The organism is Chryseobacterium defluvii (genome assembly GCF_003634775.1).
Taxonomy (GTDB): domain Bacteria; phylum Bacteroidota; class Bacteroidia; order Flavobacteriales; family Weeksellaceae; genus Chryseobacterium; species Chryseobacterium defluvii.
Genome location: NZ_RBXB01000001.1, coordinates 1229517 through 1256185, shown reverse-complemented (window position 1 = coordinate 1256185; position 26669 = coordinate 1229517). Strand labels below are relative to the sequence as shown.

Annotated in this window: 23 protein-coding genes; 9 read left to right on the top strand and 14 right to left on the bottom strand. The window is 36.0% G+C overall.

Annotation, left to right across the window (positions count from 1 at the left end):
* The first annotated feature begins 151 nt into the window (after positions 1-151).
* Positions 152-880: a LytR/AlgR family response regulator transcription factor gene (locus BCF58_RS05855; protein WP_121460829.1), complete on the top strand. Its 729-nt coding sequence runs from the start codon at positions 152-154 to the stop codon at positions 878-880.
* 216 nt (positions 881-1096) lie between these two features.
* Positions 1097-2299 carry a T9SS type A sorting domain-containing protein gene (locus BCF58_RS05850; RefSeq protein ID WP_121460828.1) on the top strand — a complete coding sequence of 401 codons (1203 nt, stop codon included), beginning with the start codon at positions 1097-1099 and terminating at the stop codon, positions 2297-2299.
* 66 nt (positions 2300-2365) lie between these two features.
* On the opposite strand, the gene BCF58_RS05845 is transcribed toward BCF58_RS05850, so the two are convergent.
* Positions 2366-3148 (bottom strand): TIGR00266 family protein, encoded by a 783-nt coding sequence (locus BCF58_RS05845; RefSeq protein WP_121460827.1) that lies wholly within the window; start codon positions 3146-3148, stop codon positions 2366-2368.
* 195 nt (positions 3149-3343) lie between these two features.
* Between BCF58_RS05845 and BCF58_RS05840 the strand changes: the two genes are divergently transcribed.
* From BCF58_RS05840 to BCF58_RS05830, 4 genes are all read left to right on the top strand, one after another.
* A complete protein-coding gene (locus tag BCF58_RS05840) occupies positions 3344-6262 on the top strand; it encodes a sensor histidine kinase (RefSeq protein ID WP_121460826.1) in 2919 nt (972 codons plus the stop codon).
* Complete coding sequence (locus BCF58_RS05835; protein ID WP_121460825.1) at positions 6231-6962, top strand: LytR/AlgR family response regulator transcription factor; 732 nt, start codon at positions 6231-6233, stop codon at positions 6960-6962. The genes BCF58_RS05840 and BCF58_RS05835 overlap by 32 nt, the downstream gene beginning before the upstream one ends.
* A 113-nt stretch (positions 6963-7075) precedes the next feature.
* On the top strand, positions 7076-7249 hold the full coding sequence (locus BCF58_RS17355) for a hypothetical protein (protein WP_170148976.1): 174 nt from the start codon (positions 7076-7078) through the stop codon (positions 7247-7249).
* A gap of 266 nt (positions 7250-7515) precedes the next feature.
* Positions 7516-8664 (top strand): methionine aminotransferase, encoded by a 1149-nt coding sequence (locus BCF58_RS05830; protein WP_121460824.1) that lies wholly within the window; start codon positions 7516-7518, stop codon positions 8662-8664.
* On the opposite strand, the gene cls is transcribed toward BCF58_RS05830, so the two are convergent.
* The 11 genes from cls to BCF58_RS17350 form a co-directional block, all read right to left on the bottom strand.
* Positions 8665-10131, bottom strand: coding sequence for a cardiolipin synthase (gene cls / locus BCF58_RS05825; protein WP_121460823.1), 1467 nt, complete (start codon positions 10129-10131; stop codon positions 8665-8667).
* Between the two features lie 84 nt (positions 10132-10215).
* Positions 10216-10980, bottom strand: coding sequence for an SDR family NAD(P)-dependent oxidoreductase (locus BCF58_RS05820; RefSeq protein WP_121461060.1), 765 nt, complete (start codon positions 10978-10980; stop codon positions 10216-10218).
* A gap of 93 nt (positions 10981-11073) precedes the next feature.
* Positions 11074-12012 carry a helix-turn-helix domain-containing protein gene (locus BCF58_RS05815; protein WP_121460822.1) on the bottom strand — a complete coding sequence of 313 codons (939 nt, stop codon included), beginning with the start codon at positions 12010-12012 and terminating at the stop codon, positions 11074-11076.
* Between the two features lie 364 nt (positions 12013-12376).
* Positions 12377-13468: a redox-regulated ATPase YchF gene (gene ychF, locus BCF58_RS05810; RefSeq protein ID WP_121460821.1), complete on the bottom strand. Its 1092-nt coding sequence runs from the start codon at positions 13466-13468 to the stop codon at positions 12377-12379.
* A 168-nt stretch (positions 13469-13636) separates the two neighbouring features.
* Entirely contained in the window at positions 13637-14188 is a 552-nt protein-coding gene (locus BCF58_RS05805) for a ferritin (RefSeq protein ID WP_121460820.1), read from the bottom strand.
* 218 nt (positions 14189-14406) lie between these two features.
* On the bottom strand, positions 14407-15498 hold the full coding sequence (locus BCF58_RS05800; RefSeq protein ID WP_121460819.1) for a calcium:proton antiporter: 1092 nt from the start codon (positions 15496-15498) through the stop codon (positions 14407-14409).
* An 84-nt stretch (positions 15499-15582) separates the two neighbouring features.
* Positions 15583-15852: a heme oxygenase gene (locus BCF58_RS05795; RefSeq protein ID WP_121460818.1), complete on the bottom strand. Its 270-nt coding sequence runs from the start codon at positions 15850-15852 to the stop codon at positions 15583-15585.
* A gap of 311 nt (positions 15853-16163) precedes the next feature.
* Positions 16164-16502 (bottom strand): cupin domain-containing protein, encoded by a 339-nt coding sequence (locus BCF58_RS05785; protein ID WP_121460816.1) that lies wholly within the window; start codon positions 16500-16502, stop codon positions 16164-16166.
* A gap of 128 nt (positions 16503-16630) precedes the next feature.
* Positions 16631-16849 (bottom strand): hypothetical protein, encoded by a 219-nt coding sequence (locus BCF58_RS05780; RefSeq protein ID WP_121460815.1) that lies wholly within the window; start codon positions 16847-16849, stop codon positions 16631-16633.
* A 104-nt stretch (positions 16850-16953) separates the two neighbouring features.
* Positions 16954-17514, bottom strand: coding sequence for a helix-turn-helix domain-containing protein (locus BCF58_RS05775; protein ID WP_170148975.1), 561 nt, complete (start codon positions 17512-17514; stop codon positions 16954-16956).
* 216 nt (positions 17515-17730) lie between these two features.
* Complete coding sequence (locus BCF58_RS17350) at positions 17731-17841, bottom strand: family 10 glycosylhydrolase (protein ID WP_228434748.1); 111 nt, start codon at positions 17839-17841, stop codon at positions 17731-17733.
* Positions 17842-18085: 244 nt separating this feature from the next.
* On the opposite strand from BCF58_RS17350, the gene BCF58_RS05765 reads away from it, so the two are divergent.
* Entirely contained in the window at positions 18086-18625 is a 540-nt protein-coding gene (locus BCF58_RS05765) for a hypothetical protein (RefSeq protein WP_147462037.1), read from the top strand.
* Between the two features lie 166 nt (positions 18626-18791).
* On the opposite strand, the gene BCF58_RS05760 is transcribed toward BCF58_RS05765, so the two are convergent.
* A complete protein-coding gene (locus tag BCF58_RS05760; RefSeq protein WP_121460813.1) occupies positions 18792-20387 on the bottom strand; it encodes a glycoside hydrolase family 10 protein in 1596 nt (531 codons plus the stop codon).
* A gap of 121 nt (positions 20388-20508) precedes the next feature.
* The gene (gene typA, locus BCF58_RS05755; protein WP_121460812.1) at positions 20509-22317 is read right to left on the bottom strand and encodes a translational GTPase TypA; all 1809 of its coding nucleotides are present in this window, start codon (positions 22315-22317) and stop codon (positions 20509-20511) included.
* A gap of 292 nt (positions 22318-22609) precedes the next feature.
* Between typA and BCF58_RS05750 the strand changes: the two genes are divergently transcribed.
* Positions 22610-24013: a right-handed parallel beta-helix repeat-containing protein gene (locus tag BCF58_RS05750; RefSeq protein ID WP_147462036.1), complete on the top strand. Its 1404-nt coding sequence runs from the start codon at positions 22610-22612 to the stop codon at positions 24011-24013.
* 168 nt (positions 24014-24181) lie between these two features.
* Positions 24182-26581, top strand: coding sequence for a hypothetical protein (locus tag BCF58_RS05745; RefSeq protein WP_147462035.1), 2400 nt, complete (start codon positions 24182-24184; stop codon positions 26579-26581).
* The last annotated feature ends 88 nt before the right edge of the window (positions 26582-26669 follow it).

The following is a 26669-nucleotide window of genomic DNA, read 5'->3' as shown; positions in this document are numbered from 1 at the left end:
GTATCCGTATCTATTGTATTGTTATTAATGAATCTTTATATTTACATTATTCAACAATAAGTGACAATTACTTTTTGCATATTTAGCAGTAAAAAACAAAATCAATGAAAATCACCTGACAATAAAAAATTAAAACCAATTCCATATTACCATGAAAACCTATTTAAAAATCTGCATTATTGATGAACAGGATGATGGAGCATTTATCTCCGATTTATTAAAAAGTGAATTCCCTGAGTTTATATTTTTATTACACATCAGCAATATAGAAGATGTTTCTTTTTATCTTGCCCGGAATACTCCCGATATTTTGTTTTTAAATATCAGGTTGATAGATGAAAAGGCTGTTCAACTATTTTCAAAGTTCAGAAAAAATCTGTCGCAGATCATTTTCATAACAGATTCTGAAGCGCATGCCATTCAGGCGATTAAAAGAGGGATAACAGATTATCTTTTGAAACCTTTGAAAAAATTGGATTTTGTACTCGCCGTAAACAAAGCTTTGGAATCAATACATAAACAAAAAGTTCTTGTCTATAACAGCAGCTTTCACAATAAGATTAATATTCCGACCTTACAAGGCTTCAGACGGATCAGTATAGATGAGATCATCCGGTGTGAAGCAGACTCCAATTACACATTCATTTATCTGCTTGATAAAACTAAAGTAATTGTATCCAAAACTTTACATGACTTCGAACTGTATCTCTCGGAGTTTAATTTTTTCAGGATCCACCACAAGCACCTCATCAATCTGGATCACTTAAAAGAATATATTAAAGGGAGAGGCGGACAGGTAATTATGGCCGATAATTCTGTCCTGGATGTTGCCGTTCGTAAGAAAACCGATTTTCTATACAGAGTGGAAAGTATTGAATAATCACGATTAAGAGATATATTACCACACTTACATTGCTATCTTTCACATTTACTAATTCACATTACCGTGATGCTGAATATCATAATACTTTTATAGTATCTGATCAAATAAACCTGAGAAGATATAAAACTATAGTAATGATGAGATTTCATCCAATTCATGAGTATTAATCCTAAAGTTTTTGTTGGCTTTTGATCTATAAAACCAACATGCATTATGGTAAGAATGTATTTTTTTGCAGTGTATTTCCTTTTAGGATATTTCATGCTTCAGGCACAGGCTCCATGCAGCGATTTTAACGATCCCACTAATCCTGCCGGAAACTGGGCTCCTGCCCCTCCGCCTAACGGCAATGTAAGTGCGGGATTCGGTACGGCAAACCCACTGGACGGATCACAGTATCTGATTTTAAAAGATCAATCGGGAGGATCATGGTACCAAAACACTACCGATTTTCAAAAACTGGGAGATAAATATCTCGGATACTGCCTGTATTTCGATTTTTACCTTGAAAATGACAGCGGCTACGGGATGCCTTATCATCCATACATCACAATTTCTGATGGAACCAATGGTGCTACATTTGTTGCGAATGTAACTGTAACTCCGGGAAGCGGATGGGTACGCATTAAAGCACCTATCGCTTTAGCCAATGGGGGCCCTCTACCAAGCAATTCCGATGGTGCATGGACCGGACCTACTCCTGCTGTATTTGATAATATCATCATGAATACCGTAAGCGTCGGAATTTCACCGGATATTACCTCCACTCAGCAGGAAGTCGTTTATTTCGACAATATTTGCGTGAAGCCTTGCAGTGATTGCAGTGAATGTAATTCTAACTTCAAGCTTCAGACCACAACAAGTACTTCCGGTAATTATACTACCGCACAGGTATTCCTGGAAAGTACCAATTCACCAAGCTTATATAAAGTAGACTGGGGAGATGGCACGGTAACAGACGTTTTAACTTCTCATACGTATCTGAATTCCGGATCTTATAAAGTCTGCGTTACTCAATACGAAAATGACAAGCCGAAATGCACAACCTGTATTGTCATCTGTATTCCAAAACCTGTTGAAGCAGGTAAAAGCATAAGCAATCTCACTTCGCCACTCAAAGAAAATTCAGCGATAGCAAGGGCAGAATCAGAAGTTGCTCATTCAAAAGAATATCTGCTTGTTCCTAATCCGGCTAAGAATTATGTGGATGTACAAACCAATCTTTCCAAAAGAGGAATGGTGTCTGTAAGAATTCTTGATATTTCCGGAAAAGTAGTGATAGAAAAATCCGGAACCATAGAAAGCGGAAAACAAAGTATGAAACTGGATACCGAGAAATTAGTTCAGGGAACTTATATTGTAGAAATCCAGTCGGGAGGCAAAACAAATTCACAAAAATTACTGATTTCCAAATAGATCTCAAATAGAGTTAAAAAACAAAGACTGTCTTCGGACAGTCTTTGTTTTTTATTTTGAAAGGGATTAAAATCCGTCACCATCCAGCAGGTTTCCTAACCCTCCAAGAATACCCCCTTGCTCCCCTTTTTTGGTTGTGCCATATTGAAGAATCCTGCTTGCCAGACGGGAAATCGGCAACGTCTGAATCCATACTTTTCCAGGTCCCCGAAGCTGAGCAAAAAATAATCCTTCCCCGCCGAAGATCGTGTTTTTAATTCCTCCCACAAACTGGATATCATAATCAACGGTGTGAGTAAATCCAACGATACATCCGGTATCAATTTTCAATATTTCTCCGGGTTGAAGTTCTTTCTCTATAACATGACCTCCACTGTGTACAAATGTCATTCCGTCGCCTTCCAGCTTTTGCATGATAAAGCCTTCACCTCCAAATAAGCCGGTTCCCAGTTTTCTCTGAAACTCAATTCCTATATTCACTCCTTTTGCAGCACACAGAAAGCTGTCTTTCTGGCAGATGACTTTCCCGCCCAGTTTACTCAGATCTAACGGAATGATTTTTCCGGCATATGGGGCTGCAAAACTCACCTGTTTTCTTTGTGGTGAGGTATTTGTGAAAACCGTCATAAAAAGATTTTCTCCTGTAAGCATTCTCTTTCCTGCGGAGAATAATTTGCCCATTATTCCTTTTTCTGTTCCGTCTCCGAACATGGTCTCCATCTGGATTCCTTCGGTCATCATCATAAAGCTTCCGGGTTCGGCGATGACACTTTCTTTCGGGTCAAGTTCTATTTCCACACATTGCATTTCCTCACCAAAAATTTTGTAGTCTATTTCATGATTAATCATTTTTTGTACTTAAAGGTTATCGGTTACAATATTACCAATTTTATATTTTACTATAAACATTTCCCGTAAATACAGTTTCCATTAAATGTTTTTGCCGGATTTCAAATATTTAAATGTCATTTTTAACCAAATAGTATTAATTATATACTTATTTTTATTTATAACCATTATATTTATAGCATTATTCAATAGAATGTGAGAAAAATACAATATCTGTTTACCACTGTATTTATTATTCTTTTTTCATCATTATATTTTGCACAAATTCCGGGATTGGTCAATTATAATGATGAAGACGGGCTCAACAATTCTTATACCTATCAGATCCGGCAAGATCATAAAGGATTTATCTGGATTGGAAGTGATAACGGGCTATACAGATTTGATGGAAAAGAATTCAAGCAGTATGGCAAAAAAGAAGGCTTGCGAAATATTGAAATCTTATCCTGCATGCCTTTATCAAACGGGGAAATTTTCATCATCCCTTTTCTGGATGATTTCGCTTATATAAAAAACAATAAGATCATCAATTCAGAGATCAATAAAGAGCTTAAAAAAATTCAATTCACCAATACCCCGGGTATTGCACGAAATAAAGATGAAATATATCTATATAATAGCTTTACCCCAAAAACTATTTTTGTATACAAAAACGGAAAAATCAGAGAGGCTCCTTTAGTTCCGAACTATCAAAAAAAATCACCTATGCCTATTATAGGTTTTGATTTTGATCATCATCTCACTTATTTACTCAGCAAAAAGGGAGAAATTATCATCTATCATACAATCACTAAAAAAGAAACAATTTGCCCTATTGAATCGGGTAGCAGCATCAGCCTTTTTGAACATAAAGGTTTATTTTTTTCCATGGAAGATAAGAAAGTAAGCATTTTTAAACTTGAAAATCATTCTTTTAAAAAAATCAATTCCTACGAATCCAAAGAAGTTATCCATAATATAATAGTGGATAAAAACAATAAGCTTTGGCTGGCCCTGGAAAATGGCGGGGTATTATTCTTTGACCATCCTATAACCGAAAAGCTTCCCCCACCCGTTAAACTGATGGACCAATATGTGATCAATGATATTCTGGTGGATAGCGATAATAATGTCTGGTTTACTTCGGCAAAAAATGGTGTTTTCTTCATAGCAGAGAAGTTTTTCAGAAATTACATCAGCTTACCTATCCAAAACAATTCTTCACATATCACAGCCATAGCAGGAAACTCAGAGTATATTTTCTTAGGATACAATGAATCTTATGGCGGAATTTTTCATGCTGACCGTATTGATGATATAGTTTTTGAGAAAAACGGAAAAACGGAACACAGAGGTGTATATGCCAATGATAATATTGCCATTTTCGGACTCAGCAGAAAAGTATTTTTATATGATATTCATACCCGTGAAAAGCATTTATTAAAAAATTATTTGCTGAAAAATATAGTCCCATATACAGACACTTCTGTTTTACTATGTACACCGGCGGGCTTAACTATTTATGATTTCGTCAAAAAAAGCAGCCTCGATATCTCCGTTGATGAAAGAGTATATTCGGCTTTGCCTTATACAAAAGACAGTTTGTTCATCGGGAGTTTTAAAAACTTATATAAGTTCAGTCTTCGTACAAAAAGGAAAACTTTATTTTTAGAAGGGTACTATTTTACGGATCTTAAAAAATTAAAATCCGATCTGTATGTGGGTGCAACCAATCTCAAAGGATTGATTCTTTTCAATCACAATGGCATTATCAAAGAAATTACGGAAAAAGACGGTTTAATGACCGATAAGATCAAAAGAGTGGATGTTGAAAATGAAAATATTTTCTGGGCCAGTACTAACTCCGGATTACACCGGATCGAGCGGAAAGGAAACAACATCAGGATCAATACTTTTACCCAGACAGACGGGCTTCCGTCCAATGTCATTGCCGGCTGTGTAATTAGGAAAGACAGTATTTACATCGGCACCTCAAAAGGACTTGGTGCCTTTTCCATTAAAAAATTGCTTACTCAGCAGAAATTCATTAATAAAAAGGTGGTCATTAACTCTGTTGTTATTGGCGGAAAAGAATATTTTGACTTCAATCGCGAATTAGCCGGTAAAAGTCCGGGTAATGATGTGATTCTGAATTTAAGCTTCCCGGATTATACTTCACAGGAAAAAATAAGCTACAGGTATAAAATAGAAGGTCTTAATGACCACTGGCAAACCAGCAATTCTTCAAAGATCATATTGAATGCTATACCACCGGGGAAATACACATTCAAAGTTTTCGGATTAGGGTATAACGGGAAGCAATCGTATGTTTCTTCTGACCTGTCTTTTGAAATCAAGCCACATTTCTGGCAAACATGGTGGTTTACGGTATTGATGATGCTATCTGCGATTGGTATTCTTTCTCTTCTTATTATCCTGTATTCTCAAAAAAGGCGTAATGAAAAACTGGATGCACTGTATTATGAGAAAAAAATAGCAGAACTTGAACTTCAGGCTATTAAAGCTCAGATCAATCCGCATTTTATTTATAACTGCCTGAATTCCATCCAGTTCTTACTTTATAAAAAAGATTATACAGAAACAGAGAATTATTTAGAAATTTTCTCTCAGATGATCAGGAAGACTCTTCATTATTCAGAAAAAACGTTTATGCCTGTAAAAGATGAAATAGAATATCTTTCCCTGTATCTCGACATGGAAAAACTCCGGTTAAAAGATCAGTTTGATTATACCATATCGGTTTCGGAAAAGGTAGATGACAGTTGGGTTATTCCTTCATTGCTGATTCAGCCCTTTGTCGAAAACGCGATAAAACATGGTGTCTCCGGTTTAAAGGATAGAAAAGGCCATATCGAGGTTTCATTCGATCATACCGATGCTTCACTCTGCATCACCATTGAAGATAACGGGGTGGGAATTGACAATAAGTATAAATCTTCCGACAAAAGCAACTCCTTTGGCGTCAGGCTGTCCCAAAAAAGGATTGAAACATTTAAGCAGCTCTTTGACACTAATATTATTTTAAAAATAAACAGCCTTTCCGAAAAACAAGGTACTCAAATTAAACTATATATCACTCCCTATGAAAACCAAAATACAAGCCTGCATCATTGATGATGAACAAGACGGAAGAGATTACATTTCCCTCCTGTTAGAAAATGAATTTCCGGATGTGCAAACAGTATTTCAGGCTGCAAGCATTGAAGAAGCCTATGTTTATCTTATTAAAAACTCCCCGGATATCCTGTTTTTAGATATTCAGCTGAGCGATGGGACTGCTTTTGATCTGTTGTCAAAAATAAAGGACATTTCATCACAGATCATTTTCATTACGGCTTTTGAAAATTTTGCCATTCAGGCTATTAAGAATGGCGCTACAGATTATTTGCTGAAACCTATTAAAAAAATTGATTTCATTATCGCAGTAAACAAGGCGTTGGAAAATATCAGAAAAAATAAAATCTCCCCTTCCAATTCTCCCCAGAATAATAAAATAAGCCTCCCCTCTTTACAGGGATTCAAAATGATCAGTATTGCTGATATTATCCGTTGCGAAGCAGATTCAAGCTACACTACTTTTTACCTGACAGACAAAAGTAAAATTGTTGTTTCCAAAACCATGCATGAATTTGAGGAACTTCTTTTCGAACATCATTTTTTCAGAATTCATCATAAACACCTTATCAACTTATCTCATTTAAAGGAATACATCAAAGGGAAAGGCGGTCAGGTGATTATGACAGACGATTCTGTTCTGGATGTTTCCGTCCGTAAGAAAAATGATTTCCTTTCCAGAATAGATTTTATTGAATAAATAATCGGTTATTTCCTGATATAATGAGTTAATTTACACTTAACATATTATTTCCTTCACTTATTTACCGGGTCATTACACTTGTCAAATGCAAAGATTGTGAATTCCGTTATGTGTGTACAGATTGCCGTGCTTATTTAGATGAACCCGATAATCTTTATTCTGCCCCTCTTAAATGTGGTTACGATCCTTACGCCTGTGAATGGGAAGAATGGAGCACAAATCCTTTGAAACAAAAAGCTATTGATCACTATCAGATTAAAGAAACAATCCCCAACTTTCATTAGATTTCATTTCCACACACTTAACCGTAATTTTTCTACACTTACTAGAAAAAGGGCTACACTTATGAATTTCCATTACATCCGGACAATAAATCTGCCTATTCTTGTCTTCATTACTATAAGCAAACCATGAACTCGGTTAAAACTTGAACATAAAAAAACCGGCAAAAGATGAAAAGGCTGTCTCCAAAAAGACAGTCTTTTTTATTGTATTTCTGCATTGATTGTAAAAAATGAATTAAATTCGGTGTCAGTAAAAATTCAGCAGTATGATACAGCTTCCTTTTTCCAAACTTTCCAATGTAGGAACTACTATTTTCAGTCAGATGACTCAGTTGGCCAATGACAACAAGGCCATTAATTTATCACAAGGGTTTCCGGATTTCATGCCTGATTCCAAATTGCTGGATTATGTGGACCACTTTATTAAAAAAGGCTTTAATCAATATGCTCCTTTGGGCGGGATGATCAGTTTGAAGGAAGAAATCGCCAGAAAAATTGAAAATAGCCATCAGGCTGCCTATCATCCGGATTCTGAGATCACCATCACCGCCGGAGGTACGCAGGCAATTTTTACAGCTATTGCCGCATTGATAAAAAAAGATGATGAAGTTATTATTTTTGAACCCGCCTATGATTGCTATGAGCCTACGGTAGAGCTTTTCGGTGGCATCGTCAGGCGTTTTGAAATGAGGGCACCGGATTATGAAATTGACTGGAATGCCGTAAAAGGATTAGTGAGTGAAAAAACAAAAATGATCATTCTCAATAATCCCAACAATCCTTCCGGAAAGATTTTAAAAGAAAAAGACATCCAGGAGCTTATCGGTATTGTAAAAGATACTTCCATTTTGATTTTAAGTGACGAGGTATATGAAAATATCGTGTTCGACGGAAAACGGCATATAAGCGTATGCCAATACCCTGAATTAAGAGAAAGAAGCTTTCTGATTGCCTCCTTCGGCAAGCTGTTTCATGTGACCGGCTGGAAAATCGGCTATTGTGCAGCTCCCAAGAACTTAACCGATGAATTCAGAAAAGTACACCAGTTCAATGTGTTCTGTGTGAATACTCCTATTCAGCTAGCTTTGGCAGAATACATGAAAGAAGATGAACACTACAATCAGCTCAATATTTTCTTTCAGGAAAAAAGAGATTTTCTCCGTAAAGGCCTTGCTAATACCTCGTTTGAATTACTGGATTGTGAAGGAACTTATTTTCAGGGGGTAAAATATGATAAGATTTCCGATAAAAATGATTTTGATTTTGCACAGGAACTTACTATTAACCACAAGGTGGCAAGTGTTCCGTTCTCTTCCTTCTATAAAAATAAGCTGAGTGAGCATGTGATCCGTCTATGCTTTGCCAAAAAACAGGAAACACTGGAACAGGCATTGGAATATCTTGCAAAAGTCTAACTATATCAATGGGGAAAGCAATCTGGCCAGATGTTCGAAGAACACTTTCCCTTTTGGTCTTTTTTGCCATTTCTCAAGCGTTATTTCCTCGCAATATCTCATATCCTCAAGAAAGACTTCTTTGAGTCTGAGATTAATGGCTTTGTCAAAAATGAAAGTATTGACTTCAAAGTTCAGCTCCTGACTTCTTGCATCCATATTGGCAGTTCCTACACATGAAAAATGATCATCTATGATCATTGTTTTGGAATGGATAAACCCTTTTTCATAAAAAAACAAACGTACATTATTTTGCAATAGTTCCTCATAGTAAGAATAGGCAGCGGCATTCACCACTACAGAATCCCCGGTTTTAGGGACCATCAGCCTCACATCAAGCCCCGCAAGTGCCGCCTGTTTGATGGCATTTAAGACTGTTTCCACAGGAATAAAATAAGGAGTGGTTATATATACCTTCTCCTTTGCAGAAAGGATGGCAGAATTTGTACTCAGCATAATAGACGGTTTCGTATTGGGTCCGCTTGCCGCTACCTGAACAATGGTTTTCCCTGTATGGCTGCTGTCGTATCTGAAATATTCACCGGATATTTCAGGGATGTTCTTTACGGCAAAAACCCAGTTGCTCCAAAATAAAAACTGGAAATAAAAAGCTCCATGCCCTTTAATATATAAATGAACATCTCTCCAATACAACTGATTTTCACAGTTAATGTATTTGTCCGAAACATTAATCCCCCCAGTAAAAACTTCAACTGCGTCTATAATAATAATTTTCCTGTGATCTCTGTAATTGACTCTGTTCGCCAGAATCCTGAACTTGATTTTATTGACCGGAAATACCTCAATGCCGGATGCCCTCAATCTTGAAAGAAGTTTTTTACCAATCTTCCCGCTCCCGAAATCATCGTAAAGAAATCTTACCATGACCCCTTCACCGGCTTTTTCTATAAGCAGATCGGCAAGCTTGTTTCCTATATCATCGTTTTCATAAATATAATATTCAAGATGGATATGATACTTTGCCTTTTTTATGGCTTCAAAAACTCTGGGGAACTTTTCTTCCCCGTTCAATAATACTTCAACATGGTTTTCCTGGGATAAGGGAGAATAGGTGGCATTATACAGAAAATTAATCGTATTGATGAAATCCTTCACCTCTTCTCTCCTGTCCTGCAAGGTTTTAGAATGTGTTTCCTGAATATATTTCTGTGCCAAATTATAAATCCGCTCATTTCTTGCTACACTGAACGTATAGAACTTGTTTTTCCTGTAATTAACTCCAAAAACGAAATAAATTATGATTCCAACAACAGGCAGGAAGATGATAAGAAGCAGGTAAGCAAGTGTCTTGCTTGTTGCTTTAGTATCCATGATAATTTTTGCAGCCAACAAAACAATACTGATACAATACAGCACTTCTGCCCCAATTAAGATGTAAGGATACTGACTCAAAAATTCTTTAATCATATATTGGAATGAGACTGGAAAATATTCATCAGTATCATGTATTAAAGATAAAAAAAACAGTAGAATATCTACTGTTTTTTATTTTTATAAGAACATTCCGCCGGAAACTTCAATCCGCTGACCATTAATCCATCCCGCATCTTCCATACACAGAAAAGCGACCACCCCGCCTATATCATCCGGAAGCCCCACTCTTCCCAAAGCAGTTACACCCGCAATAGTGTCATTCACTTCTTTGATGTCTCTTACCATTCCACCTCCGAAATCTGTTTCAATGGCTCCCGGAGCAACAACATTAGCTTTGATTTTTCTTGGGCCTAATTCTTTCGCCATATATTTCGTCAGCATTTCAATTCCAGCTTTGATACCGCCATACACTGAATATCCCGGTGTTGCAAATCTTGCCAGTCCGGATGAAATATTGATAATTCCGCCACCTTCATTGATTATGGGCAATAATTTCTGGGTTAAGAAAAATACTCCTTTAAAATGAATATCCACCACATCATCCAACTGCTCTTCCGTAACCTCAGTAATGGGTGCGTGTAAAGATGTTCCTGCATTATTTATAAGGTAATCAATATTTCTGCTTCCCGTGTTTTCTTCCAAATGATCGCCTACATTTTTTACAAAAGCATCAAAGCTTTTAGTATCTTTTGTATCCAATTGATAAGCAATAGCCTTTCTTCCCAAAGCCTGAATTTCTCTTACTACTTTATCAGCCTCTTCTTTATTGCTTTTATAGGTAAGAATTACATCCAGGCCTTTTTCTGCAATTTTTAATGCTGAATTTTTTCCTAGTCCGCGACTTCCGCCGGTTATTAACGCAATTTTTGTTTTTGTGTTCATTTTTTCCATGATTTAATATTTAATGATACAAAATTGAGGATTTCCACAACAGGTTGATTTGCTCCAATCAAACTGAAATTTGCAAAATTCAAATCAGGAACGGAATTCCAGAGGGGCAAAAGATGTTTTGCGTTTAAAGAAATTAGAAAAATGGGCCAATTCTTCAAACCCCAGCGCATAAGATATTTCCGAAATATTCCACTGAGTTTGCCTCAATAGTATTTTGGCTTCCTGAATCAGGCGGTCAGCAATAAATTCGGTCGTGGTCTTACCCGTACTTTCTTTCAATTTTTTATTAAGATAATTAACATGTACTGCTAATCTTTCTGCATAATCCTTTGCTGTTCTCAGCTGTAGCCTCTGCTCGGAAGACTCAATAGGAAATTGTCTTTCAAGCAATTCAATGAATAATGAGACCACTCTGAGAGAAGCATCATTAGAGGTCGATAATTTAGCAGCCGGTTGTAGTTTCTGACCATAATGAACCAGCTCCAGGACATAATTTCTGATCAGGTCATATTTAAATAGGTAATCAGAGGCAATCTCTTTTTTCATTTTAGAAAACAGGATCTCTATTTCTTCTGCCTGTTCATCATCAATTTCAAAAACAGGAATACCACCCGGCTGAAATAAAGGCAGATCTTCAAGAGATTTCAGGAAGCTGTTTTTCATAAAAAAATCTTCTGTAAATACACAAAAGCTTCCGGATTGGTCCGGATCCTCCGGAACCCAGTGATAAGGTACCTTAGGTGTTGCAAACAATAAAGCGTTTTTCTTTATGGAAATTATTTTATCTGCATATTCTGCCCTGTTTTTCCCTCTGATCAGGCTTATTTTATAATATTTCCTCCTGTTGTAAGGCATTTCGGAAGTTGCTTTTATTCTTTCAATCGTAGGAGCAATATCAAATATATTGAAGTGTCCAATATCTTTATGAAGCCCTTTCGGAAAAATGCTTTCGAGGTCTTTGCCTAATTTGGCCGTCATTTCCTTATAGAAATCTTCCAGAGAAGTGTGAGCTATTCTTTCCATACGATCAGGATTTGTAAAATTCAAATATACGCAGTTCTATGAATATTCAACAGCACTCTTACGGTTAAAAAAAGAACAATAATTGCTATATTGTAGGAAACGGCCTCCTGTATCAATATAACTATAAAGATTACAATGTCATCGATATTTTCAGACAGCAGAAAAATGGCGTGATCAGATTCATTGCGATCAACAATTCCAGGAATCAAAAACCGGAGCAGTTTGAGCTGGAAAACAACGGTTTATTTTTCAACATCAATACTCAATTATGGAGTCAATAAATATTCTGTACTTACCAACAAAAACGCTTCCAAAAAATGATGGAAGCGTTTTTTAATTACTATAACTAACTTTAATACTTTTCTTATACGTTAAATCTGAAGTGCATGATATCACCATCCTGAACAATGTATTCTTTTCCTTCTACAGATAGCTTTCCTGCTTCTTTCACTTTCACTTCAGAACCGAAGTTGATGTAATCATTATACTTAATGACTTCCGCACGGATGAATCCTTTTTCAAAATCCGTATGGATTACCCCGGCTGCCTGAGGGGCTGTCCACCCTTTTCCGATAGTCCATGCTCTCACCTCTTTCACTCCTGCCGTAAAATACGTCTGAAGTTTCAACAGGTCATATGCTTTTCTGATCAGACGGTTGACTCCCGGTTCTTCAAGGCCCAATTCTTCAAGGAAAATCTGTCTTTCTTCAAATGTTTCAAGCTCGTTGATATCCGCTTCGATCTGAGCTGCTAAAACTACTACTTCCGCTCCTTCATTCTTAGCCATTTCCTCAATCTTACCAATCCATTCATTTCCGTTTTTAATGGAGTTTTCATCCACGTTACAAACATAAAGCACGGGTTTTTTAGTTAACAGCTGAACCTCATCAATAATAGGTTTTGTCAGGTCATTTACAGGGAACTCTCTCGCATTTTTACCATCTTCGATGAACTGTTGAAGATTTTGAAGTGTTTCATACGTTAAAACATCTTCTTTCTTCCCCGACTTAATGAATTTTTTAGCTTTTTCAACTGCTTTACCTACGGTTTCAAGATCTTTCAGCTGAAGCTCAATATCGATAATTTCTTTATCTCTCAGCGGATCTACCGACCCTTCCACGTGAACAATATTTCCGTTATCAAAACATCTCAATACATGGATGATAGCTTCACATTCTCTGATGTTCGCCAAAAACTGGTTTCCTAATCCTTCTCCTTTGCTCGCTCCTTTTACCAAACCTGCAATATCAACGATTTCCACAACTGCCGGTAAAACTCTTTCCGGTTTTACCAGTTTTTCCAGTTCGAACAATCTGTGATCCGGAACGGAAACTGTTCCTAAGTTAGGCTCAATAGTACAGAAAGGATAATTTGCTGATTGAGCTTTTGCATTGCTTAAACAGTTAAAAAGGGTTGATTTACCTACATTCGGTAAGCCTACGATTCCACATTTCATAATGTATGTTCAGAGTTTAATGTTCAATTTTGAAAGTTTCAGGGAGGTTATCGACCATTGGACTTTCAGCGGGCAAAGATAGTGAATTTAAGGTGAGTTTCATAATAAAAAAATCCACCCATATTTCGGGCAGATTTTGAAAATAATTTTTACGTTGTATGGTATATCTTATGGGTTATTCCCTGTAGCCTCCTGGGCCAACGGGACCTCATTCGGTGTTTCCTGTAATGTTTTATCTAATGTAAATAAAGATTCGTCTGTCGCTCTGTCGCCCCCTGCAATTTTCAATTTATCGATCAGGTTCTGAGCTAAGGTTTCTTCTTCAATCTGCTCTTGTACGAACCACTGCATAAAGTTCCAGGTCGCCCAGTCTTTTTCTTCCATGGCAAGATCCACCAACCTGTAAATGGATGTTGTATTGTCCACCTCATGTTTGAAAACACCATCAAAACATGCCGTTAAAGAATCCGGATCTGCCGGAGGGGCCGGAATGGCCTCCACTTTAGGTTTACCACCTCTGTTCAGGATATACTCCATGAATTTGATGGAATGATTTCTTTCTTCCTGTGCGTGCCTGTAAAGGAAATTGGCAATTCCCTGATACCCTTTGTCATCGGCCCAGATTCCATACGATAAAAAAACGTGTGATGCATGAATTTCTTTATTCATTTGGTCACTCAGTGCTTTTTCCATTATTTCGGAAAGTCTGTTCGTATTCATAATTCATATTTTAGTGTGGTTATGAGGTTAATGATGCAAAAATAATTCCGATAACACTTTTATCTTATATAAAATGAATCAGATTATTTCATAATTTATTGATTTACATAAAATTGAACCAATAATTTATAGTTATTCTAAAATAAAAACCGGCGCAGTAAAAAGTCTTGTATTTGATCAGCCAGACTAACCTTCATTCAATTTTCAGGTTAGCATGATCAGGGAAAAATAATCATAAAAAGATAGACTATAAATACCATTAAAAGTACAATACCCTGCAGTATATTGGTTCGTCCTGTGGCCAGGGCAAGAATAATAGTAAACTGTGCTAAAACAAGCAGTATCATAGCTTTCATATCAATCCCGAGCGTTATTCTCATTCCTGTTACTACAGAAACCACTGCAACTGCCGGAATCGTAAGCCCGATACTGGCGAGAGCTGACCCCAAAGCGAGATTAAGACTGGTTTGTATGCGGTTTTTCCAGGCAGCCTGAAAGGCAGCAATTCCCTCAGGAAGCAATACTACTGCTGCAATTATAACTCCTACTAAAGATTTGGGAGCGCCGGCCTTCAATACCATCATTTCTATATCGGGGGCTAGTGATTTGGCAAGTAAAACAACAATGGCAAGACATAATATCAGAAATATTATACTGATGAGCGTAACTTTCAGAGTGGGCTTTTCCGGGAGCAATTCTTCATCTTCCTTTGCATAAGGTGATGAAAAATATTCTCTGTGTCTCACCGTCTGAATCATAATAAAACTAATATATAACACCAGACATACGGAAGCTATGAATATCAACTGTACCGGGCTGTATTCAGATTTATCAATACTTATGGTATAATTGGGTAAAATAAGTACAAATACCAATATGGCAGTAAGAGTTACCAATGATGCACTCACACTCTGAAGGCTGAATACCTGTTCCTTGTAACGGGCGGCACCTACTAATATGCATACACCTATAATTCCCGTCAGAATTATCATTACTGCCGCCAGTACGGTATCCCGCGCAAGTGAAATTGTATCAAGCTTGTTGTTGGCCATTATCATTAATGAGGCAATTAAAGCAACTTCTATAATTGTAATAGCCAGGGCAAGAAGAAATGTACCGAAAGGTTCCCCGGTTTTATACGCGATTACTTCAGCATGATGCACTGCGGCAAGAACTGAACCGATTAATAAGATTGTGAGAAATAACGAATACCATACCCCTCCCAACATTAAAGGAATACAGAAATAGGCGACCCATGCTAAAACAGGTACCACAATTGTCCATAATAAAAGATATAGTTTTTGATTCATAGCAGATAGATGTAGGGCAACTCTAAAAAACACAATAGAATAAACTATCTGGATTATAAAGCGGATCAATTCATTACTTAACTTTTAAAGAACATCATAATCATTCAAACTGGTTGTAAAGTAATGATCAATCGTTTCTTTGGCTTTTTCACACAGTCGTAGTAAATCATCTTTTCCGGTATCTTCAAAAATAAAATCATCCGGAATGTCAATTATAAATTCGGTGACTTTTTCTGTATTTATTAAATCAGATCCCATTAAATCATTCAAAGTGTTAATTTTAGATTCTTCACTAAAAAACGGAATTTTATGGGTAATGGAATTTTTAAATTGAAAAAGATGTATTGTTTTCATAACTTATAATTTTATCAAAATTTAGAATTTACTTTAAAGAATCGTGTGACAAATTGAAATGATATGTCTATATGCCTGCTTATAAATCAGGCCTGTATCATATATTAATTCTACTATTTTTTTCAAAAGTCTTTTGCTGCATTCTAATGGAAAGGAGGTATTGCCTGAAGTCTTCAATTGTGATTTTCCTTTTTCGATCAGAAAGAAACAACGGGGTTTCATTTAAAAGATCATACAGTTCCGGAAATTTTTTTTGGATTTCAACTGTTATTTTCAGGATCTTTTTTGTTAACCATTGGATGTTATCATTTTTATTCATAACCGCTTTTGATTACTGTTAATATCATTTTAAAGCGTTCATTGGCTCTTAATAGGTTAGGCTTATGTGCCGGAATTATGATTGTCTCCCCTTTTTCTAAGAAAAAAGAGGCATCATCAATAACTATTTCTGCTCTCCCTTCAATAATCTGCACAAATGCATCAAAAGGTGAAATCTTTTCCATCCATGTTTTCCCTACATCAAAAGACATCGCGTTAATACTGCATGTTGTTTTTTTTAAGATCGTTTTGCTTACAACAGAATTAGAGAGATAGTCAATTATTTCAGCTATAATGTATACTTTTGATTTCTCAATTTCGTTATGTTTCATTACGGGATTATTTACATGGCTTATTGAAAGAAGGACAGATACTTAAGAGTTTCTGTCCTTCTTGCTTAATAACTCTTTAAAATATAAGGGCAATTCTTGGGAGCTATTAGACAGTATTTGAAAAAAGACTATGACAGATTAATTTCTTTTATGATTTCCATGACTTCTTCACGGTTTTTTCTTAATCTGTTTCCCATCTTATCAAGTAGTTCAGTTTCTTTACCTTCGTTAAATTTTAGGTCAAAATCTGTTAATTGCGAAAATTTTTCTTTTAACTGCTTTGATTGTAATTCCCAGTTTCCTGTAATTTTAAAGGTCTTATTACCTTTGTTGTGATTTGTTTCCATAATGGGAGTATTTGATGCAATAGAATTATTACAATACAAAGATGGACAGTTTAAAACACAACGGGTTGTAAATGATTTTAAAAAGGTTATATAAATCACACGTATCAAAAATCTTCCAGATTATTCGTCCGTTTTTGTTTCAGCTGTTTATAAAAAGAGGGGGAAAGTCCTGTGATTTTCTTAAACTGGCTGGATAGATGGGCTACACTGCTATAATTAAGTTTGTAAGCTATTTCTGTAAGATTAAGTTCATCGTATAAAAGCAGCTCTTTTACTTTTTCAATTTTATTTATAATTATAAATTGCTGTATGGTAATTCCTTTGACTTCAGAAAACGTATTCGCTAAATAGGTATAATCATATCCAAGCTTTTCGCTTATATACTCTGAAAAATTTATTTTAGGTAATTCTTCAGCATAATGAATCATTTCGATAACTACATTCTTTATTTTTTCAATGAGGATACTTTTCTTATCGTCCAGTAATTCAAGACCGGATTTCAGTAAATTCTTTTTTAATGTTTCCCATTGCTGTTTGGTAATATTATCCAATAGTTCTACCACACCAAGATCAATGACAGAGTGTTTTATATCAAGGGCATTGAGTTCTTCATGGACAAGCATCTTACATCGAAGGCTTACCATATATTTTATATATAATTTCATGGTATTAAAGCAAAATAAACAATTAAAGACTAAATCTTTTACCAAAGTTACGCTTTAATAATTTGAGCCTGAATGAGAAAACATTTATAAAATATGCTTTAGTTTATGCTTTACTCAGGAAGCCTTTTATTAGATAATTTCATAGAAGTTAAAAGCTCAATTATTTTACTTTTTTTAGCCAAATAATCACTTTCATTACCTAATCTATCTATGGCTTTAACCGCTACTGTATTTAGCTTTTTGCCACGTTTTGCTGTCCGGAAAATCAGCACCTTTGTTATAGGTGGCATAAGGATAGAAATAATCATCAAAATGTACAGTATCGATGTCATATCTTTTGATCTTGAAGGAATATCGAATTCCATATACTGCATCTCTTATTTCTAGAAAAAAACTCTATAATTAACTTCCACATTATATTAAGGTTCATTAATCTAATTAAAAATATATCATACATTGGTGAATAAATATTATATTTGCACATTACAATTAAATATATTACATGAGACAATTTATTTTACTTAGCCTAATTGGCATTACATTAGCTGGCTGCTCAAATCAGGAGAATGATATGGATATTTCAAGCTTACAATCGTCTGAAAAAAAACTAAATAAAACCACATCTGAACAATCCGAAGTTATGGGTACACCTATTTACAGGTTTTATGGCGGTGGCGTTGGCCATTATTATACATACTATTATAATGATGGAATAAATGCAGGATATACTCCAGAAGGTATTTTGGGTTATAATTGGTTGGGTGCATCAGGAGGAGAAAGAGTTATAACCAGATGGTACAATAGAAAAAATGGAGACAGGCTATTAACAATTACTCCTGAAGAACTAAATGGCGATATTTATGCCACCAGTAATGCAAGTGGTAGTATTCTGTATCATACTATGAATACTAATGGAGCATGGATTCAGGAAGGTGAAATGGGACAATCATGGTCATCAGGTAGTTCAAGTTCATTAGGAACTTCTACCGCCATTTACAGATACTACAATGCAAGTAAGAAAAGACACTTTTTCACCAATAATATTTACGAAATGGGACCTGGAACTAATGGCTATGTATATGAAAGTATAGCTTTTTATTTAGGAAATTAAATTAAAATAACCTATAATAAAAAAGAGAGTAAGCTTTTACTCTCTTTTTTATTTGTTTAGATTCCATTTCTACGGTATTCTATGCAGTGTTTTTAAATATATAAAAATCAATAAGTTATATTTTATTCCAAAATAAAAGTGTCATAATACCGCTGTAGTGGTATGGTTATTTTATCTTTTTAGCCAAATAATCACTTTCATTGCCTAACCTGTCTATGGCTTTAACCGCTACTGCATTTAGCTTTTTGCCATCCTTATATTTCGGAATGTCTCTTGAAAGGCTATCCCGTGTTAAGATTTCAGTTTCCCAGACTCCGTTATACTGGGTGAAAAGCACCCATTGAAAAACTTCCCCTATATTTTTAGAGCTCCAGCTTGCCTGTGCAAAGCTTCCGTTATCTGCAATAAACAAAGTGGGTATTGCTAAAGGTACAGTCTTTATCCATGACGTTTTAGGGACTAATGCTTTTTCTTTATAAGGGCCGTTCTTTAAGGTGGGAAGCATACCGGGATTTTTCGTTAATCCGGCGATACTCCAGTGAATTTCTCCGGCATTGTTTTTTAGGATCTGTCGGGAAATTTCAATCTGGTTTTTAATTTCAGTCGGACGGTCGGAAACTTTTATTTCAACAGTGTTGAGTCCCGGCCATAAGTGCCGGTTCTGGGTATTTTCTGATTTCCACCAGTTCAGTAAAGGTTCAAAGCCTTGTTCTCTTGCATTGACAGGCCAATATAATTGCGGAGAAAAATAATCTACCCAACCGTTGTTCAGCCATAATTTGGCATCCGCATACAATTCGTCGTATTGGGAAGAGCCTGTAATTCCTGCCGGATAACCAGGCTTCCATATTCCGAATGGGCTGATTCCGAATCGTACATAGCTTTTTTCAGCATGGATTTCTTTATAGATACGTTCAACAAATTTATTCACATTATCTCTTCTCCAGTCTGCTCTGGATAATGTTCCGCCGTTTCTCAGATATTCATTCCACGTTTTGCTGTCCGGAAAATCAGCACCTTTGTTATAGGTGGCATAAGGATAGAAATAATCATCAAAATGTACAGCATCGATGTCATATCTTTTCACAATATCTTTTACCACGTTGGAGACATGCCCCTGTGTTCTTGGATCTGCCGGGTCAAACCAATACATTCCATTCTTCAGCCTTACGATCATATCCGGAAGCTTTTTAACCATAGACAGGTTATTTACCGGTCCTCCATTAGCGTGATGCGCCCTGTAAGGATTCAGCCATACATGGAGCTCCAGCCCTCTTTTGTGAGATTCATCAATCCAGAATTGCAAAGGGTCATAATTAGGATACGGTGGATTTCCCGTTTCCCCTGTCAGGAAATATGACCATGGTTCCAACGTACTTGTATATAAAGCATCCGCCGAAGGACGAACCTGGAAGATGACCGCATTGAAATTATTATCCTTCAGCATATCCAACATACTGATTGCTTCCGCTTTTTGCTGCTCAACAGACAGGTTATTTCTGGACGGCCAGTTGATATTGGCAACACTTGCAACCCATGCTCCGCGGAATTCCCGTTGTATAGGCGGTAGATCAACTTTAATAATTTCTTCTACCGGAGTTCCTGTATTGCTGACAACAGAATCTTTAGGTTTCGGCGTATTTTTAGGGATGCTAACGGGTGGTTTTGGCGGAAGTTTTACTGTATTCGATACAGAGCGGGAGCTGCTGCATGATACAAATACCCCAAACAAAAATATCAGCTTTAATGGATTCATTCTCATAGGCTACAAAACTACATTAAATTATTTTGGATTTTTAAAGGCGTAAAATAAGCATTTTACTTCTTATTTGAATAAAAAAAGCCCCGAAAATCGAGGCTTTTAATTGTATATGATACAGAACTTATTCTGCTTTTGCCGTTCTTTCAGCACGTTTTCTATCTTCTTCGGAAAGAAGTTTTTTACGCATTCTGATGAAGTTCGGAGTTACCTCGATACATTCGTCCTGTTGGATATATTCCATACATTCTTCCAGAGAGAATAGGATTTTCGGAGCAACACCTGTATCTTTATCTTTTCCGGAAGCTCTCATGTTGTTCAGCTGTTTTGCTTCTACGATATTTACAACCAAATCTCCCGGTTTGTTTTGCTCACCGATAATCATACCTGCATAGATTTCCTCACCCGGATCAACGAAGAACTTACCTCTATCCTGTAATTTAGCAATAGAATATTCTGTAGCCGGACCTTGAGTTTTGCTAACTAATACACCGTTATTTCTTCCCGGAATAGCTCCTTTGAAAGGCTTATATTCTGAGAATCTGTGTGCCATGATCGCTTCTCCTGCAGTAGCCGTCAACATTTGAGAACGTAGTCCGATCAAACCTCTTGAAGGAATATCGAATTCCATATGCTGCATTTCCCCTTTGGTTTCCATGATCAAAAGGTCTCCTTTTCTTTGAGTGGCCAAGTCGATTACTCTTGATGAATATTCTTCAGGAACGTCTACTACCATTGTTTCATAAGGCTCACATTTCTCACCATCAATATCTTTTAAGATTACCTGCGGCTGACCAATCGTCATTTCATATCCTTCTCTTCTCATGGTTTCAATCAAAACCGATAAGTGAAGAATACCTCTACCGAATACTAAGAATGTGTTGGCATCATCTGTCTGCTGAACTCTTAATGCAAGGTTTTTCTCTAATTCTTTTTCTAATCTTTCTTTAAGGTGATTAGAAGTAACATATTTACCATCTTTTCCGAAGAATGGAGAGTTGTTGATAGAGAACGTCATGTTCAACGTAGGCTCATCAATTGCCAATCTTTCCATGGGTTCCGGATTTTCAAGGTCAACAAATGTATCCCCGATCTGGAAAGCATCGAATCCAACAACAGCACAAATATCCCCTGCCTGAACCTCGGTTACTTTTTTCTTACCTAATCCTTCAAAGATGTATAATTCTTTTACTTTTCCTTTTACGATTTTATCTCCTTCCTGAGCAAGACCGATCCATTGTCCTTCTTTCAAAGAACCTCTGATCACTTTTCCGATTGCGATTCTTCCTAAGAATGAAGAATAATCCAGTGAAGTCACCTGCATCTGAAGGTTTCCTTCTTCTATTTTTGGAGCCGGAACATGTTCCAACACCCCATCAAGAATAGGAAGAATATTGTCTGTAGGCTCTAAGGAAATGTTGAACCATCCTTGTTTTGAAGAACCGTAATAAGTAGGGAAATCCAATTGTTCCTCCGTAGCATCCAATGCAAAGAAAAGATCAAAAACTTTATCGTGAACTTCATCCGGACGACAGTTTTCTTTATCTACTTTATTAATTACCACGATAGGCTTTAATCCTAACTGAAGAGCTTTATGCAAAACAAAACGGGTTTGTGGCATCGGACCTTCGAAAGCATCCACCAACAATAAAACTCCGTCTGCCATCTTCAATACTCTCTCTACTTCCCCTCCAAAGTCGGCGTGACCGGGAGTATCAATTACGTTAATTTTTGTGTCTTTATAGGTAACAGAAATATTTTTGGATAAGATCGTAATCCCTCTTTCTCTTTCAAGATCATTGTTATCCATAATTAATTCCCCACTTTCCTGATTTTCTCTGAAAATGTTGGTAGCGTGAATGATCTTGTCAACCAAAGTAGTCTTTCCATGGTCAACGTGTGCGATAATCGCAATATTTCTAATGTTTTGCATATAAGATTTTTACGGGTGCAAAAGTAGTGATTTTTAATGAATTAATTTATATGATTATGAATTAATTAACAAATTCATAATGAGGAAATTAATAAAAATACAGTAAATATTTTCAGAAAATAAAACACGTCAAGTTCTGGCGTTTCTCCCTACTATCTTTGTTTTATAGATTTCTTGCAAGAATGTATATCACTAATTATTAACCTTTTAAAAAGAAAAAATGACAAACAATTTGAATTTATTAACAACAGAGGAATTCTTTTTATCGTCTGATCCAAATTTAGACAAAGATATGGTTACATTAATTGACCATTATACTGGAGATATTGTTAATTACCAAAAATTAACAGGAACTGTTAGCGATGGATGCATTTATCGTGTAAAAGCTAATGGTATTTCGTATAAGAGAATGATCACGGGTGATATTTCAGTGAGAATATGTGGTGCAACTGGTGATGGAAATACAGATGATGCTCCTAAAATCCAAACACTTATTAATGAAATGGAAGCCGGACAGGTTTTAAATCTTGAGAATAAAAGATATATGATTTTAAGTCCATTACAAATTAACAAAGCCATTAAGATTACAGGTTCTTCTACCAGAAGTAGTACTACATATCCTCCTTTTATTATTACGAACAATAACGACGGCATTATTGTTAATGTTTCCGGGGTAGTCCTGGAGGGTTTCGGAATTTATAATGCTACTTATTTTACTACAACTCCTAACAGTTTTACCGGCATTAAAGTAAATGGAACTTCTACAAATCATGCTTATGACATTATTTTAAGAGATCTTTTAATCAATGGATATAAAACTGCGTTAGAAGTGAATTATCTTTGGTCTTCCCAGATCCAAACTTTAAAAACAAATTATTGCCAGGTAGGAATTCTAGTAAAAGGAGAATCAGTTAATAATGAAATCTCTAATAATACATCTCTTTCATTTGAATTTAATACGCCTGATAGCAAAGGAATATGGTTCTATGATGATACAACAAAGGAGGGCTGGAGAATTATTGACACTTTAATTTATGGTGCATATGACGGCATCTATGCTGAAAAAACATCTCATGTAAACGTTATGAACAGTATGATTGATTTTTGCCAGCACATAGGTATTGTAATCTCAGATGAATGTTATAACTGGAATATTAACAGCAACTATATTGCCCTTGGCAAACCCGGTTATGGACTGTATTTAGCGAACAATGTAGAAAATCCTTTAATGGTACGCGGTAACAAAATAATAGATAATGACATTTTATCCTATAACACCGTTGTTGATAATCAAATTTCCATCGGAATCAATATTGTTGGAGCGGGCTCTCTTTATGATGATGTAAGGGGAAATTCCGTGAAAAATTTCAAAGTCTGTGATATTAAAGCCAATGAAGATCTAAAAACCACCATCAGTAACAATAAATGTTTATCGGATATTGAATTTAATATCATCGGTAATTTTATTACAAATGATAATTTAGGAACCGTTTATTATCAAAATTTAAACGATTTCCTCCACTTAGGAAAAGTAAAAATAACATATGCTGATACCTACCCTTCTACTTCAGATCCAAAGTGGAAACGTGGAGATATTATCCTGAATGTAGGACCTTCTGTAAACGGGCCTATCGGTTGGGTAAATGTAACCGACGGGACAAACACATGGAAGCCTTTTGGAGTTATTACCAATTAAGAAGTTTCTTCCCTGAAAATCAAGATAAAGCCTTACCGGATTGGTAAGGCTTTGTCATAAGATCTATATTCTTAATTCTTATCATAAAAAAATCCTCAATGAGCAGTGACTTAAATAAAAAACTGTATTTTTAGCTTTCAATCAAAACACAATTTAAAAAAAACATTCATGTTACAAAAACTAATACTGTTGAGTGTACTGGCATTTATGAACTATGCCAATGCTCAGGATAAAGCCGAACAAGCCCTTCAAAACTTTGAACAAAAATATCCACAGGAAAAAATACATTTGCTTCTTAATAAAAGCAATTATATAGCAGGAGAAAATATCTGGTTCAAATCGTTTGTATTTGAGGGATATAACCGATCTTCCGTTTCAACCAATTTATTTGTAGAATTATATGACCGTAATAAAACACAAATAAGCAAAGCAATATTTCCTCTGTATAATGGAGAAGGCAATGGAAGCCTTAGCCTTCCCGAAACTTTAAAAGAAGATGTATATTATATCAGAGCTTATACAACATGGATGGCCAATTTCAGTGAAGACTTTCAATGGATTCAGCCCATTGAAGTATACAATCCGGCTTCACCTGAGAAACTGATTTCCGACACTACTTCTCCATGGTCCGTTACTGTCTTCCCTGAAAGCGGAACCTTTGTACATGGGATCAATACTCAATTCGCAGTCCGTCTGCAATCTAATGGGATTACTCCTTCCGATTGGAGCGGTTATGTTATAGATTCTGCAAATCCGGATATAAAAATAGTAAGCTTTAAAGGGTTCGATCAAAATGTAGGTTCATTCAACCTCACTCCGGAAAGCGGAAAGAAATATCAGCTTATTGTTCAGGATAATAAAGGAATAAAACAAAATATTGACTTACCTTTTGTTTCTGCTTCCGGCCTCAATTTACAGGTGAAAAGTAAAACAAATGCCATTACCTATTCTATACAATCAAAAAACACCCCACATTCTTCTTACAAGGTATTAGGAACAATTAATAATCAACTTGTTTATAAGGCACGAATAAGTAATTTATCCAATGAAAAAACTTATACCATTCCTACTGATAAACTCGTGAATGGAATTTTGCAACTAACGGTCTTCGATGATAAAGAACAGGTAATTGCAACAAGGCTTTGTTTTGTTCAACCTCAATTACTCAATATAAAACAGCCCTCCATTCAAAACGTATCTTTAAGTGATATTCCTCACGAAACAAACACTTTTACTATTGCAAAAGATCCAAATTATTCCAATTATTCTGTAGTTGTTCTTGACGAAGAATCTCAAAGTACAGAAACAGAAAAAAGTCTTTTAAGCACGTTGTGGCTCACAGGGGATATTACTTCCAAAATATATTCTCCTGCCCAATATTTTGGTAAAAATCATAATACAGAAGCTCTGGACGCTTTACTTATTTCCGAAAAGTGGAAGCGTTTTGATTGGAATACACTTATTTCAGGAAGCTTTCCGGCAATTAGATATACTCCGGAATCTTATCTGTCTTATAAAGGAAAAGTTTCCGGGCCATCTGCCGGAAGTTCCGCCCTGAACTTAATCTCTAAAACCGATCAGGAAAACGGAACTAAACTATACCAGATCCCTACGGATGATTCAGGAATTTTCACCTTTAACAACCTGATTTTCGAAGGTACTATGAAGTTCTTTTACCAATTGAGCGGTAAACAGAAAACATCTAATGCCACTAATGTATACGTACAGCCTTCTTATACTTTCATTCCTTACAAAAGCAATCTTCCAGCCACTAATTTCAAGCTGGCAGCGCGTACGCCTAATGAACCTCTCCCGGTAGAAGTGGCCAAAGCAGTAAAATCTAAAGCTTTTGAAAAATCAATAAGCGAAAAGATAAATACTATTGAAGAAATCAGGCTGACCGGGCAGAAAAAAGATGATAAAAGAAAGTTGAACCAACAACTAAGCAGCTCCCTGTTCAAAAGCATTTCTGAAGATATTTTTGATTTCGTCAATGATAAGAATACATTAGTTGCCGGGAGTAATATATTGCAGTTCCTGGAAGGAAGAGTAGCCAACTTCCAGATGCGGATGAGTAATGGTTCCCTCACTCCCTTTTTAAGAGAAGCACCTGTTCCTGTATTTCTTAATGAAATGAAAATTGATCCCAGCCAGATAACCAATATTTCCGTAGCAGATGTTGCCATGATAAAAGTTATCAAAGATCATTTCATAGGTGCAGGTCCCGGAGGCGGCAGACAAGCTATTGCGATATATACACATCAAGGAGGAGAGGCTAAATTATCCGATGAGGAATTAAAGCAGCTTCCCGGTTTGAAAAGCATTACATTAAACGGTTACAGTAAAGAAGCGGTTTTCAATAATGCAGTTTATGATAATGCCAGCTTAAAAGATACTGGCAAAGATACAAGAACTAACTTGTACTGGAACCCGTATCTTGAAGTGAAATCTGATACTCCTACCACAGTTAGGTTTTACAATAATGATGATGCAAAAGGATATAAAATTCTCATCATAGGTTTTGATGAAAACGATACTCCTTTATATTATTACGAAACAAAACCTTAAAATTTTACCTTTTCCCTTAGAATTTTTCAAACCTGTTAAAAATAAAAAAGCCGCCTCATGAAAAGGCGGCTATACTTGTATATTTTAG